This window comes from Bartonella sp. CR84HXZ, from assembly GCF_042194535.1.
In the GTDB taxonomy this organism is placed as follows: Bacteria; Pseudomonadota; Alphaproteobacteria; order Rhizobiales; family Rhizobiaceae; genus Bartonella; species Bartonella grahamii.
The window spans coordinates 94810-109380 of the sequence record NZ_JBHIMY010000005.1 but is presented as its reverse complement, the minus strand read 5'-3'; the positions used below and the strand labels follow the sequence as shown (position 1 = coordinate 109380).

Annotated in this window: 10 protein-coding genes; 5 read left to right on the top strand and 5 right to left on the bottom strand. The window is 35.4% G+C overall.

The window, feature by feature from the left end:
- Positions 1–871: 871 nt before the first annotated feature.
- Positions 872–2263: an amino acid permease gene (locus tag ACFIKD_RS03780; protein WP_375636198.1), complete on the top strand. Its 1392-nt coding sequence runs from the start codon at positions 872–874 to the stop codon at positions 2261–2263.
- A 114-nt stretch (positions 2264–2377) separates the two neighbouring features.
- Here ACFIKD_RS03780 and ilvC read toward each other — a convergent pair whose 3' ends face one another.
- The 3 genes from ilvC to ACFIKD_RS03765 form a co-directional block, all read right to left on the bottom strand.
- Complete coding sequence (gene ilvC, locus ACFIKD_RS03775) at positions 2378–3397, bottom strand: ketol-acid reductoisomerase (RefSeq protein WP_375636196.1); 1020 nt, start codon at positions 3395–3397, stop codon at positions 2378–2380.
- 1153 nt (positions 3398–4550) lie between these two features.
- Positions 4551–5285: a pyridoxine 5'-phosphate synthase gene (locus ACFIKD_RS03770; protein ID WP_375636194.1), complete on the bottom strand. Its 735-nt coding sequence runs from the start codon at positions 5283–5285 to the stop codon at positions 4551–4553.
- Between the two features lie 84 nt (positions 5286–5369).
- On the bottom strand, positions 5370–6491 hold the full coding sequence (locus tag ACFIKD_RS03765; protein ID WP_375644771.1) for an ATP-dependent RecD-like DNA helicase: 1122 nt from the start codon (positions 6489–6491) through the stop codon (positions 5370–5372).
- Positions 6492–7528: 1037 nt separating this feature from the next.
- Between ACFIKD_RS03765 and ACFIKD_RS03760 the strand changes: the two genes are divergently transcribed.
- The 4 genes from ACFIKD_RS03760 to ACFIKD_RS03745 all read left to right on the top strand — a co-directional run bounded on the left by ACFIKD_RS03760 (position 7529) and on the right by ACFIKD_RS03745 (position 10921).
- Complete coding sequence (locus ACFIKD_RS03760; protein WP_375636190.1) at positions 7529–8455, top strand: D-2-hydroxyacid dehydrogenase family protein; 927 nt, start codon at positions 7529–7531, stop codon at positions 8453–8455.
- A gap of 234 nt (positions 8456–8689) precedes the next feature.
- Complete coding sequence (locus tag ACFIKD_RS03755; protein WP_375636189.1) at positions 8690–9898, top strand: MFS transporter; 1209 nt, start codon at positions 8690–8692, stop codon at positions 9896–9898.
- 326 nt (positions 9899–10224) lie between these two features.
- Entirely contained in the window at positions 10225–10587 is a 363-nt protein-coding gene (locus ACFIKD_RS03750) for a hypothetical protein (protein ID WP_375636187.1), read from the top strand.
- Position 10588: 1 nt separating this feature from the next.
- Positions 10589–10921, top strand: coding sequence for a hypothetical protein (locus ACFIKD_RS03745; protein ID WP_375636186.1), 333 nt, complete (start codon positions 10589–10591; stop codon positions 10919–10921).
- A 628-nt stretch (positions 10922–11549) separates the two neighbouring features.
- Here ACFIKD_RS03745 and ACFIKD_RS03740 read toward each other — a convergent pair.
- Together ACFIKD_RS03740 and miaA are read right to left on the bottom strand one after the other, a co-directional pair.
- Positions 11550–13349 (bottom strand): acetolactate synthase 3 large subunit, encoded by a 1800-nt coding sequence (locus ACFIKD_RS03740; protein WP_375636185.1) that lies wholly within the window; start codon positions 13347–13349, stop codon positions 11550–11552.
- Between the two features lie 268 nt (positions 13350–13617).
- Positions 13618–14490 carry a tRNA (adenosine(37)-N6)-dimethylallyltransferase MiaA gene (miaA, locus tag ACFIKD_RS03735; protein WP_375636184.1) on the bottom strand — a complete coding sequence of 291 codons (873 nt, stop codon included), beginning with the start codon at positions 14488–14490 and terminating at the stop codon, positions 13618–13620.
- Between the last annotated feature and the right edge of the window lie 81 nt (positions 14491–14571).

Below are 14571 nucleotides of genomic sequence, written 5' to 3'. Positions count from 1 at the left end.
TGACCACTTATATGATTCACCTACATAAGGCTCTATGGGCTAGCCCTACCCTGAATACTCACCACACATTCTAAAAATACTTAATATGTAAAAATTTATATGCTTTATATCACTACTCTAAACAACAGTATTTTACTGCATTATAGGATAAGAAACGCGCTATTCTGTGAAGAATTCTCTATAAACTTCACTGATATTGTTTATTAATAAAACATGAGCTTTTATCTAAAACCACCCCCAAAAAGTTATATTCAATTTTTTAGCAAAATTAAAAATACAGCTCTAAACAGAATATATCTTAATAGCTATCTACAATAAAAAAAGATTCTATGAAAATATTTTTCTATTTATAATAAATTTTAAATATAAATATTTAAATTTAAATTTAAAATATATTTTTAATATTTAAATAATATTTTAACAATTTGAATATTATTATATTTATATACAAATATTTAAATTTAATAAATTTATAATTTTATTTATATTTTTCTGTAAAGGAAAATATTTATTAATAAATAATTTTAAATGAAAGCTATTTAATATAATGATTTATTACAAAATAATTGCAAATAAAATATATATAAATAATAAATTATTATTTATAATAAATAATATTATTTATTATAAATAATAAATAATATATAATGTTTATAATTTATGTATAAAACATAAAAAATATAATATAATTTATATTTTAGTTCTTATGTATAAAATAATTATTCCATTAATTTATAATGTTTTTTCTTTATTGACATATAGTCATAGAAAAAAATTCCTTTACTCCTTAACCATAGCGTGTTCCGATAGAAGGCATTACCTTTTTTAGGATAATTTTTATTTAAAAATAACTAAGGGGAACTTCCCAAAAATGAACAAACAAAATTTAGAAAAAAAACCTAAGAAGAAATTGCAACGTGGACTACATAATCGACACATACAACTTATAGCCCTCGGTGGTGCTATTGGAACAGGTCTCTTCATGGGATCAGGAAAAACAATCAGTGTAGCAGGACCCTCAATTCTACTCGTTTATGCAATTATTGGTTGTGCTCTATACTTTGTCATGCGTGCTATGGGAGAGTTATTGCTTTCTAATACACAATATCGATCTTTTATTGACTTCTCAACCGATCTTCTAGGTCCGTGTGCCGGATTCTTTATCGGCTGGACATATTGGTTATGTTGGATTGTCACCGGAACTGCTGAAATTATTGCTATTGTCACTTATACACACTTTTGGTGGCCTGAACTCAATTCGTGGATTCCTGTTATAATTGGTCTTATGTCCTTTTTAATTCTTAACCTCGTCGCCGTAAAACTATTTGGCGAACTTGAGTTTTGGTTTGGTTTTATCAAAATCGTAGCAATTCTAGTCTTAATTGTTGTAGGATTTTATATGATCTTTACCGGTTTTGTCTCTCCAAACGGCACGGTTGCTTCTCTTAGCCATATATGGAATGGTGGAAATATTTTTCCGCGAGGAATTACAGGCTTTTTTGCTGGATTCCAAATTGTTATTTTTGCTTTTGTTGGCATTGAACTCGCTGGAACAGCTGCTGCTGAAGTACAAGAGCCTCAAAAAGCTTTACCACAGGCTGTTAATTCAATACCAATCCGCATTGTATTCTTTTATATATTCTCTCTTCTTGTGATTATGTCTGTGACACCGTGGAATCAAATCAGTCCAGAAAAAAGCCCATTTGTAACAATGTATGCACTTATTGGTATTCCAACTGCTGCTGGTTTGATGAACTTTGTTGTCCTCACAGCTGCCGCATCTTCAGCAAATAGTGGAATTTTTTCTACCAGCCGTATGATATATGGGCTAGCAACACAAAAAGGTGCTCCTAAATTTCTAGGAAAACTTTCTCGTAACCACGTTCCAGCCAACGCATTATTCTTTTCATGTTTATGCATCTTATTTGGTTATGCAATTGTATCGTTATCTCAAACCCTCATAGCTGCTTTTACAATTGTTACGACGATTGCCGCAATTTTGTTTATATTTGTATGGTCTATCATTTTGATCAGCTATATCGTCTATCGTCGTAATCGTCCTCTCCAGCATACTGTCTCTCCTTATAAAATGCCAGGAGGTGTTATTATGTGTTGGGCGCTTCTTGTTTTCTTTGCATTCATTATTTATTTATTATCATTAGAAGCTGATACTGCCATAGCTTTAAAATACACTCCAGCGTGGTTCATATTTTTAGGAATTGTATACTTTCTTTTTGGAAGAAAGAATTATGCAAAAAATTAAAAAATAAAGCTTATGTTGCAAAAAACATATAAAAAAGGGTAACTAAAGTTACCCTTTTTTGATATTTATCTATAAAATTATAAAAGCTATTAACAAAATATCTCTTTAGAAGCTTCAATTACGCTCTTTATCAACCAAAGCATTAGACTTTATCCAAGGCATCATAGAACGAAGTTTTTTACCAACTTCTTCAATAGGATGATTATCATTTAAACGCCGCATGCCTTTAAAATGAGCTGCACCAGCTTTATACTCTTGAATCCAATTTGACGTAAATTTACCCGTCTGAATATCCTTCAAAATACGCTTCATTTCTGCTTTTGTTTCATCAGTAATCACGCGTGGACCAGACATATATTCGCCCCATTCAGCCGTATTGGAAATCGAATAATTCATATTTGCAATGCCCCCTTCATACATGAGATCAACAATCAGTTTAACTTCATGTAAACACTCGAAATAAGCCATTTCCGGTGCATAACCTGCTTGTGTTAATGTTTCATAACCTGCTCGAATCAGTTCAACAAGACCTCCACAGAGAACCGCTTGTTCACCAAAAAGATCAGTTTCGCACTCTTCTTTAAATGTTGTTTCAATTACCCCAGCACGTCCACCACCAAGACCACATGCATAAGACAATGCTACATTATGAGCATGTCCTGAAGCATCTTGTGCCACCGCTATTAAGCAAGGAACACCACGACCACGTTGGTATTCATTGCGCACTGTATGACCTGGACCTTTAGGAGCAATCATCACAACATCAACTGTTTTTTTAGGTTCAATTAAGCCGAAATGAATGCTCAAACCATGCGCAAAAGCAATCACCGCCCCATCACGTAAATGATCATGAATATGCTCTTTATAAATATCAGCTTGCAATTCATCTGGTGTTGCCATCATGATGAGATCTGCCCATTTTGCAGCTTCCGCAACACTCACCACTTCAAAACCATCGGCCATAGCCTTCTTAACTGTTTCCGACCCTGAACGTAAAGCTATTTGCACATTTTTAACACCGGAATCTTTCAAATTTAAAGCGTGCGCACGCCCTTGAGAACCATAACCAACAATGGCTACTTTTTTCCCTTTAATAAGATTAACATCCGCATCACGATCATAATAAACACGCATAAAAAAACTTCCTTCTTTTTCTATTTAAACTGGATTTCAGATTATTTTTATTAAATAAGAAACATTATCTTCAGTGCATCACACACTTATAAAGACAAAAAACACCGCTTATAAGAACATAGCAATTGAATAATTTTTAAAGTTTACATATTGCATAAAAAAACTGTAGTCCCCAAACATTCCCAAAACATATACGGATCCCCAAATCAACTTCAACTGCTATTCCACAAAAACAATAATTACACAAAACAAGATTTCTAAAGAAAATATATTTGCTAATATTTTACTCTTCTATCGTGCAACAAAACCCTATATTCTAAAAATTAAGATACAATATACAATTGTTAACATGAACCAAATCAATACGGATAGCAAGAAAAATTACAAAATAACAAGTGTTGTTTTAATACAATCTTCAAAAGCATATACAACAATATCTTTAGAATAATAGAGAGGACGTTTTTACTTTTTACGTTCTTTAATATCCGCGCTTCTCACGCGAAAAAGAACACCCCCATACTGCCATTATGTTATTCATTTATGGCGCCTTATAAAAAAACTTTTAATGTGCTCGAGCCCTTTTCAAGAATCCCCTATAATCGCCTAAGATTTATTACACACCACTCTCTTTACTTCATAAAGCTACAAGTCGATATCATCATTCTATTTGACAGCTCTTATTGCATTAAGCCTATTCATAAAAAGCATTTTCTGATTTTAAATCTATTCATGATGAAATCATCAAAACCCTTATATGCCCAAAACTGCCACAACATTGAATTAGCCAATAAAATGATGATAGCAATAGACTCATATCATTCATGAAGATTTTACGTTATACTATTTACAGATAACCCGTAAAATGAGCTCAAACATCAAGAAAATTTGTGTATTGATCCATTAAAATCCTACGCACTTCTTTATAAGGAAAACACTTTCCAAACCCTATTTCTTCTCCCTAATAGATAGTACAAATAAAAAACACCGCATACACTCAAAACAAAAGATAGAAAGCAACCAATAAACAGAGCAACAATAGAATATTTATAATGCACGCTAATAGTGCTATTTATCTAAACATATATTATTTTTTAAAGATAAATTGGCAAAGCTTTATAAAAATTTCTCTTTCAATTTTATAGAGAGAAAAAGATTACGATAATAACCGGATAAAACGCTGAACAGTATCATGCATTCCATACTCTAATGCATCGGCAATGAGCCCATGACCAATAGAAACTTCATCAAGCCAAGGAATGTTTTTGACAAGAGCAGGAAGATTCATAAGCGTCAGATCATGCCCTGCGTTCATACCTAACTGCAACTCTTTTGCTCTTCTTGCTGCTAAAACAAGTTTATTGAGCTCTTGATCCTGTTTTATCTTATCCTGAAATGCACCACCATAAGGTCCCGTGTAAAACTCCACACGATCAGCCCCTATTGCTTTAGCAGTATCAAGACCATCGATAGTAGGATTAGCAAAAAGTGATACACGAATCTTTCTTTTTTTCAAATGCTGAATAATAGGTGTTAAAAATTCTGCATCATGAGCAAAATTCCAACCATGATCAGATGTTGACTGATCTGGATCATCAGGAACAAGGGTAATCTGATCAGCATACTTTTCAGCGATATCCAAAAATTGATCACTTGGATAACCTTCAATATTAAACTCAGCTGTAGGAAAAGTATTCTTGATTAAACAATATATATCTGGCAAATCCGCAAAACGAATATGCCTTTCATCGGGGCGTGGATGAACCGTCAAACCTGCCGCTCCAGCAGCAAGCGCTATATGCCCCATATTCGTGATACTTGGCCACGGAAGATTACGTCGATTACGCAAAACAGCAACAGCATTAAGATTAACCGAAAGTTTTACCGCCATGCCCATTTCCATTTTTCTATAATGTGTAACAAGATAGAAAAAAGGCATTTTCCATCTGAAACTTAGATGATATACATATTTTTTCTATCGAACAATCATTAAACGTTCTGCTGCGCGCGTAATTCCCGTATAAAGCCAGCGCGCATACATATCACGAAATGCAAAACTTTCATCAAACAAAACGACGTTATTCCATTGAGAACCTTGCGCTTTATGAACCGTTAATGCATACCCATAATCAAAATCATCATATCGCTTTTTTAATTGCCATGAAATTTCTTGATCAGGGTTTTCAAACGCTGCTTTTAACAGTTTAATCTTTGCTACCCCACGCTCACTTTCTTCTGGTTTCACAAGAAGATTAATACTTGGTTTAACTGTTTCCTTCTGTGAAGTCATCACCTTCCATAAAGAGCCATTCAACAAACCTTTAGTAGGATCATTTCGCAAACACACCAGCTTATCTCCTGCTTGCGGATAATCTGCTGTAAATCCTTTTAACACACGCAAACGCTGATTATAAAGGTAGCGCGTACGATTAACCCCTACCAATACCTGATCAGCATCCAAAACCAATTGTTGATTGACCTCTTTACGTGTAACAACGCGCGCTTCTCCATAGTCACCATAAGCAATATCGCGTCCTTCACGCACATCCATAGCTAAACGAATAATCGGATTATCCCGCGCTTGCCGATGAATTTCTGAGAGAAGAAAATCTGGTTCTCCATTGGAAAAAAATCCTCCACCTGATATAGGAGGCAATTGACCTGGATCACCCAGAACAAGAATTGGCGTCCGAAAGCTCATTAAATCACGCGCCAATTTTTCATCTACCATCGAACATTCATCGACAATAATGAGCTTAGCTTGTGCAGCTGCACTCCTTCGATTTAAAGTAAATGTTGGAGCAATAGACTTCTTTCCCGTAATTTCATCGGAAACTTCTTCTTCCCCACGCGGACAATAAATCAACGAATGAATTGTACAAGCATTGCTTGCACCTTTAGAGCGTAAAACCTGTGCCGCCTTCCCTGTAAAAGCAGCAAACTGGACAGAACCATCAACTGTTTCTGCAAAATAGCGCGCAAGCGTTGTCTTACCCGTCCCCGCATAGCCAAAAAGGCGAAAAAGTGGAGAACGCCCTTCCTTCAACCACGCAGCAACAGCCTTCAATGCATTATCCTGTTCCCGTGAAAACTGCATAGCTTACCAACATAAGATTTGCATAAAAAGAGCAGTATTTTGAAAAAAAACGACTATCAAGAAAAACTTTTTTATTAAGAATTGCTGACACACGCCCATCTAACAACTTTCGTAGCACAATTATCAATTATTTACCCATTGCTTTTTCAAGATATAGTAAAAATCTAAATTTTATCTATACATCGATCTTCTTGGTAACACCTTATACTTATCAAATAAAATATCATTTTCTACAACAGTAACAGCAACAATGGAATATACATATCTTAAATTTAAAATAATACCTATATACGCTCTTTCTAACCAAAATTTAGAATGAAAAAAAGAGCATTGCAATTGCAAAACCCTCTCTAGAAAAAATGTCCTTAACAGGATAAGAATAATGTAATTTTATGAATACTATTTTACACAATCACTCAGCTTTCTTGCACATAAAAATAAAGTACATCCACTATTACGAAATAATAATTACATATATCAAAAACCTTTTGGCAGAAATAGCTCTCAACAAAACTACTTAATCCTATGATGATACACCTATAAAGTTCCTATCTCCCTCTTATCATGATTTTAATAAATTTACTCTTCATGCTACAAATAAGTTATATCTCAACGAATAAAGAGAGACATCACGCTTATATGAAGCGCGCTTTATCTCGCACAAATATGTAGCTTTTTCTGTTTCGACAATAAAATCTGGTTCGTAAGTATGGCCTTCTTGGTAGTCTATTATAAGAAAATTGGGACATGGGTTTCAGTCCAGCGTAGCACTTCAGATCCGTCCTCTAGAATATGAGAAAAGCGCAATTCTCCATCTACTGAGTCAAACTTTTTCTTTTTGTCGCAATGTTTTAAAGTTTATAAAAAATAAATGATTAATGCTATTCTTATTGCTAGAAATAATAATGAAATCAAGGGGTATAATTTGTTAATAGGCTTGGCGTTATGTCAAAATATCAGCGGTGAGATTGCTTTTTGGTTGTTTTAGAAATGAAATAATGAGTTCAAATATTGATGAATGAAACGGGAGATTTAAATTGAAAATATTAATTCCAGATGACTATCAAAAAGCCACCCTAACATTACAGTCTATTACAAAATTAATGAAATCGCATGAAGTGCTGGTTATAAATAATTTAGCTAAAGAATGTGATTTAGAAGATAAGCTCAAAGAGATAGATATTCTTATCTTAATCAGAGAGCGGACTATAGTTGATAGAAATCTTCTCCTGAAACTGCCAAATTTAAAATTAATCTGCCAAACAGGCCCTATAGGTTCACATATTGATATAGAAGCTTGTAGAGACTTAGGAATTGAAATATTAGACGGTGGTGGAGATCCAACTTCTGCTGCTGAATTTGCGTGGCTCTTAATTATGTCTGCGCGTAGAAAACTCTGTAAATCTGTGTCTGATATGAAAAAAGGACGATGGCAAACAACATTTGGCAACCAAATGAAAGGGGCTACTCTTGGAATATTCGGGTTTGGGCGTATTGGTAAAATGGTTGCTCAATATGCTCAAGCTTTTGGCATGTCCATTTTGGTTTATGGGAGCGAGCGTTCAACGCAAGAAGCAAAAAATTTAGGTTATCATTTTACGCATTCAAAAGATGAATTTTTTACACGTCCTGACATTATATCCGTACATTTACGCTTAAGCGATAAAACCAGAGAAATCATTCAATTAGATGATCTATTGAGCATGAAACCTCATGCTATTTTTGTCAACACAGCGCGTTCAGCTTTGGTTGAAAAAGGGGCGATAGAAAAAATACTAAGTTTGGAAAATTCAACTTACTTTGCACTGGATGTTTATGACAGCGAGCCGGTATATGAGAGCAAATTATTGCAATCAGATAGAGTTCTTTGCACGCCGCATCTGGGCTATGTGACTGAAGAAAGCTTTGAGAATTATATTGAAAAAGCTTGCCAAAATATAGCATCTTTTATGAAGAGCGTTTAATGCCAGCTGAACCAATGTTTGTAAAATTTATCTTATATCGCTAGCCTATCAAATTTGCACGACACATAATAGCTTATTTCCTTAAATTAAGCATATTCCTTAGCTTTCATATTAATACCAATCGTATTGACAGATTTTTATGTAATCAGCATAAAATACCTGATTTATTGTTGCAATCATTATTAGAAAAAAGTCCACTTTATTGGAATACACTTTAATTGGAGGGAGAGTATAGTGAGCAATAATAAATTTATAGAAAAAAATTATTATAGATGGATTGTATTGCTTGTTGCCACTATCGCTCAAGCATCAGCCTGCTTCTTTGTTCAAGGGATTGGTCCTTTAGCTGAATTTTTTAAGAAAAATTTCTCGCTCAGTGACTCTCAGATAGGTTTGCTGTCTTCAGCAGCACAGTTCCTACCTATTATTGGGTTACTTGTAGCTGGTGAATTACTAGACAAATTTAACGAGCGCTATATTGTTGGAGTTGGCGCGGTCGGCGTTTCTGTCGCTCTTTTGTTGGGAGCAATCGCAGATAACTATATTTCCCTTTTGGTTTGTTTGCTCATTGTAGGGGGATTTTATAGTTCTGCTCAACCCGGTGGCGCTAAATCTGTTTCTTCATGGTTTCCACAATCGCAGCGCGGATTTGCAATGGGAATAAGGCAGGCGGGACTACCATTAGGTGGGGCATTAGCTGGGATAGTTCTTCCTGCTAGTGCGCTTGTTTATGGCATACAAGGTGCGTTTTTGGTCGGTGCCATAGTTTCTTTTTTAGGTGGATGTATATTTATTATTTTTTATCACTCACCAGCAAAAGTTGTAGCTATCGTTCCAAAAAGCAAGGCAAGAGTTTCGTTCTATGCAAATATAAGATCTCGTCTTGCGATGTTGGCTGCACCGCATATGAAGAATATTATTTTTTCAGGCGTTTCACTTGTGATCGTTCAATATGTTTTAACCATTTTTATAACGATCTATTTTTATAGAATCTATCACCTGTCTCTAGATAAAAGTGCTTATTTGTTTTTTGTTTTACAGGCTTCTGGTGCCTTAGGAAGAATTATTTTAGCAGCGTGGAGTGATCATTGTAGAAAAGGACGATTTTTTCCTGTCTTGTTTTGCATGATTGCAGTAATTTTTGGATTTTTAATATTAATTTTAGGCATGAGTGGATCCATAATTTATTTAACTATTTTATCTGCTTGGTTAGGTTTTTTTGGAATAGGATGGTATGGCCCTTGGGTTGCTTATATTGTAGACTCTTCGCCGAAAGAAAGCGTTGGCTTTTCTCTGGGTTTAGCAATGTCTGTAAATCAAATCGCAATTATTACTGCTCCACCATTATTTGGATTAATCCAAGATTTTACAGACACTTATTTGCTAACATGGCTGATTTTAATTTTAATTATTGTTTTTTCACTTTTCTTAATAAAAAAATAGGGAAATATAATTGGGGAAGAAATTATAATGATAAATGAAAATGCTTTTGAATTAAGCAATGTCGAAAGAGATAAACTTTGGTAGACTTTAGACCACGTTATTTATGATCCATACGGGTGTATTGAATATTCGGTTGAACTAAAAAATAGCATTTTCGCTGCTATCACATAGAATATTGACAATTCTTATGAATCAAAAGGTGTCTATTACCCCGAGACCATTTAATCTTTGAAAACCTTCCAATTGATAGACCAATTAATACGTCACCTAATCCTTATAATTTAGATGCGTCTTGTAAAAGTGGCTATATTAGCAAAAATTTAATTATGATGTTTTCTTTATTGATCGGAGAGCCTTATTCAATTAAGTTTGAAGGCGAATATATAGTAAATAACCTAGTTCCTTTAGAAGATAATAAAAAAGATTATACAGGATTAGGATCTGAAGTTGAGTTAGATTTTCATATAGAAAATGCTGCACTAAAATTTATAAAGGGTTTAAATTTATCTCCTAAAGGGATATTTTTATCTGGTGTTCGCAATGATGTTGATGGCCCGTTAACGAGAATATCTGGTGCACGTCTAGCTTTAAAACTTTTAATTGAGAAGGATTTGAGCAGCTTAAGCGATAATTTATATATAATTAATATTCCTTATAGAGGAGAAAAATGGGGTAACCTCTACAAGTAAAGTGCCCCTAGTTCAAGGGGACGGTGAATTCCCAGATATCAGCGCTGTTTTTTATCCGGGCATGTTAGAGCCACAGTCAAAAAAAGCTAAGGAAGCTTTAAATCATTTTTATGAAGCTATGAAGGCTGTATCTTTTGGAATTGATGTACAACCAAGAAGATTATTATACATTGATAACAAAATGGCTCTACACTCTAGAGATAAATTTTTTGGATCATTTGATAGTTATGAAAATCCAATGCGGTGGATTCAAAGAGTGTTTGTGTCTGTAGATTTATGGAATCATAAATATGTAGAACAAATAAAAGAAAGAATATTTAATTTTCAATGTTAATGTCCTGATAATGATACGATGTTGAGTATTATTCCGGTTTATATATATTGACTACACATCTCATATATATAGATCTCCCCCGCATAATCAGGTGAGATTACTACCTGATTATAAGCTATGGTGGCTAATTGATTTTCTATGGCTGCATTTGATCTTCGTTATTTTTGCCCTTCCTTTCAAGCCGCTAGGGGGATTTTCCTATCAATCCCTTGAAAGAGCGATTTGGAGCAATTTCATAATGCGAAACCAAAACATAGTGACAAACTTTTCTATTGTTTTCATAGGCATGACGGTTTGCATGGTCGCACCCTTCAAGCACGGTGGCTTTTTTTCTTGCACGATGGAATCTTTCATATATGAGACAACATAATTAATTTATAACAGATAATTCAATGTATTATCTAAAAAATGCAACGAAATAGCTATTAATGTGAACATATGAATTAAAAAAACAAACATCGCGTACAAATAATAATACACCCCATGTCTTTAAACAAAGAATGAAAATCATAAAATGAGCTCTAAGGATAATAGGAACTCTCCACAAAGAAGAGACAGAGATGAAGACTTCAAAGAATTCAAAGACTTCATCATCACCATCTTTCACTATTTTGTTAACATATTAATTTTATACAAGAATCTTTCCCTCGGAAGAAACAGCATTTGCAACAGCTTCCTCGCTTGCCTCATCGGGTAATAACATCTCATTATGGGCACATCCTGATGGGATCATAGGAAAACAATTTTCTAAATGATAAACACGACAATCAAAAAGAACAGGCTTATCACTGTCAATCATCTGCTGAATTTTATCATCAAGTTCATCGGGTTTTGAACAATGAATTCCCACGGCTCCATAAGCTTGTGCCAATTTCACAAAGTCAGGCATAGATTCCGTATAAGAATGAGAAAGACGATTACCATGCAGCAATTGCTGCCACTGGCGAACCATCCCCATATACTGATTATTTAAAATGAAAATTTTTACAGGTGTGCCATGCTGAATAGCTGTTGCAAGTTCTTGAATATTCATCTGAATGGAGGCATCACCAGAAATACACACAACAAGCGCATCAGGATGGGCTATTTGAACACCGATAGCTGCCGGAAGACCATACCCCATCGTTCCAAGACCACCAGAAGTCATCCAATGTTTTGGTTCATCAAAATGATAATACTGTGCTGCCCACATCTGATGCTGTCCGACATCCGTTGTGATATAAGCACGAGCATCTTTGGTTAGTGCATAAAGCCGTTCAAGAGCATATTGTGGCATGATAACATCTTCTTTTTCCATATATGCCAATGAATTGCGTGATCTCCAGCGATTAATTTGCGTCCACCACGCCTCACGGACTTCACTGTTAAACGCTGGTTGCTGTATCTTTAAGAGTTGCGTCATATCTCCTAAAACACAAGCCACATCACCAATAAGTGGAACTTCTGCTTTTACGATCTTATTAATAGAAGAAGGATCAATATCAATATGAATAATACGCGCATGAGGTGCAAATGCATCCAATCGCCCTGTGATACGATCATCAAATCGTGCTCCAACAGCCAACATGACATCACAATCATGCATGGCCATATTAGCTTCATAGGTTCCATGCATCCCAAGCATTCCAAGCCAATTTTTGCCAGAAGCGGGATAAGCACCAAGCCCCATGAGTGTTGATGTAATCGGAAAATCACCCAGTTGAACTAAATCGCGCAAAAGCTTTACAGCTTCCATCCCCGATGAAATAACACCACCACCAGAATAAATAACAGGACGCTTTGCTTCTACTAAGAGAGAAACAGCCTCTTCAATAGCCTGCGCATTCCCTTTCGATTTTGAATAAGAATGCATAAATGTCGGCACTTGAGGCGCTCTATAAATTCCTGAAGCAAATTGAACATCCTTAGGAATATCAATCAAAACCGGTCCAGGACGACCTGATTGAGCAAGAGAAAAAGCTTCATGAATAATAGCCGCAAGATCATTGACGTTTTTAACCAGCCAATTACGCTTCGTACAGGGCTTTGTAATTCCAACCGTATCAGCTTCTTGAAAGCCATTTGTTCCAATGATCGTTGTCGCTACCTGACCAGAAAAACAAACAAGAGGTATAGAATCCATAAGAGCATCTTGCAAAGGTGTAACAGCATTCGTTGCGCCTGGACCAGAAGTCACAAGCATAACACCTACCTTTCCAGTACTGCGTGCATAACCTTCAGCAGCATGCCCTGCAGCTTGTTCATGGCGCACCAAAATATGCTGGAGTGTATCTTGGTGATAGAGAACATCAAAAATAGGCAGAACAGCCCCACCAGGGTAACCAAAAATATGTTTAACCCCTTGATCTATAAGAGCCTGAACCACTATTTCAGCCCCCGACATTATTTTTCCATCTGCACTCTCTTGCTTTCTTGGATCATTTCTCATTTTTCCCACTCACCTACTTGATAGGACAATAAAAAAGCCCCTAACGGAGCCCATAAAAAAAGACCCCAAAGGAGCCCATTACACAACACACACTGTATGATCACCCCCATTATTCCAACGTATAAAATATATAAAAATTTCCTTGTAGAAAGATTTCTAATTCCATTGATACCATTCGTCAATAAAAAATTCTATTTTCTAAAAAATTCTTTTTCACGAATTATCTTTTATCTTTCGAAAGTTTCTTTACAAAGCTCTAGCTCTTTTATCAAAAAGTAAGCATCCATTCTTCATCAAATTGATTACGAAACCATGTCATTTGTCTTTTTGCATATCTCCTCGTTTGTATTTTCACCGCTTCAAGAGCATTCTCAAAGCTTCTATATCCATCCAAATAAGCTATAAATTCAGGTATACCAATAGCCTTCATTGCTGGTAATGAAGGGAAAAGCTTAAGATTCTTCATGATCATCGCCTCTTCTAAAGCTCCTCTTTCAATCATAGAATCCAAACGTTTATGAATACGTTCATAAAGCAGAGGACGTGGTGGCATAAGAAGAATTTTTTCTGCACAATCTGACGAAATCAGAGGAAGCGTTTTTTTCTTCTGCCACCAACTGAGCTTCTTACCAGTTGCCTCATAAACTTCTAAAGCACGAACAATACGTTGACCATCTTGCGAAGAAATTTTCTCAGCAAGAACAGCATCAACTTGCAACAATTGGCGGTAAAGGCTTTCAGCTCCCTCTTTATCAAGCCGAAGTCGCCATTTCTGCCGTACAGCATCTGGAATATGAGGTATTTCCGAAAGCCCTTCTAAAAGAGCACGAAAATAAAGCCCTGTTCCACCAACAAAAATAACCGATCTTAAAGAAAAAGTTGCCAATAGCTTCTCGACATCACACAACCATTGCCCTACTGAATAATTCAAAGTAGGACTCACATAGCCATAGAGATAGTGTGGAACAATCGCAATATCAGCCTCCGTAGGCCGTGCTGTTAAAATATTTAAAACATCATAAACCTGCATTGAATCAGTATTAACAATGAGAGCATTTTTTTCTTGAGCCATTTGTAAAGCAAGCGCTGACTTACCACTTGCAGTAGGCCCCGCTATTAATGTAACTGTTCTCTGTGTCATGAATAGCAATTTCTCCCAATCAATAACTTATTGCAACACACAGCCCCCCAAAGCCCCTATGAAACTTATAAAAAAAGAAAA

What these genes read in the sequence shown, in the direction of transcription:
- ACFIKD_RS03770 (WP_375636194.1), bottom strand. Translation starts at nt 5,285, where the DNA reads ATGGCGGTAAAACTTTCGGTTAATCTTAATGCTGTTGCTGTTTTGCGT.
- ACFIKD_RS03740 (WP_375636185.1), bottom strand. Translation starts at nt 13,349, where the DNA reads ATGAGAAATGATCCAAGAAAGCAAGAGAGTGCAGATGGAAAAATAATG.
- ACFIKD_RS03765 (WP_375644771.1), bottom strand. Translation starts at nt 6,491, where the DNA reads ATGCAGTTTTCACGGGAACAGGATAATGCATTGAAGGCTGTTGCTGCG.
- ilvC (WP_375636196.1), bottom strand. Translation starts at nt 3,397, where the DNA reads ATGCGTGTTTATTATGATCGTGATGCGGATGTTAATCTTATTAAAGGG.
- ACFIKD_RS03780 (WP_375636198.1), top strand. Translation starts at nt 872, where the DNA reads ATGAACAAACAAAATTTAGAAAAAAAACCTAAGAAGAAATTGCAACGT.
- miaA (WP_375636184.1), bottom strand. Translation starts at nt 14,490, where the DNA reads ATGACACAGAGAACAGTTACATTAATAGCGGGGCCTACTGCAAGTGGT.
- ACFIKD_RS03750 (WP_375636187.1), top strand. Translation starts at nt 10,225, where the DNA reads ATGATGTTTTCTTTATTGATCGGAGAGCCTTATTCAATTAAGTTTGAA.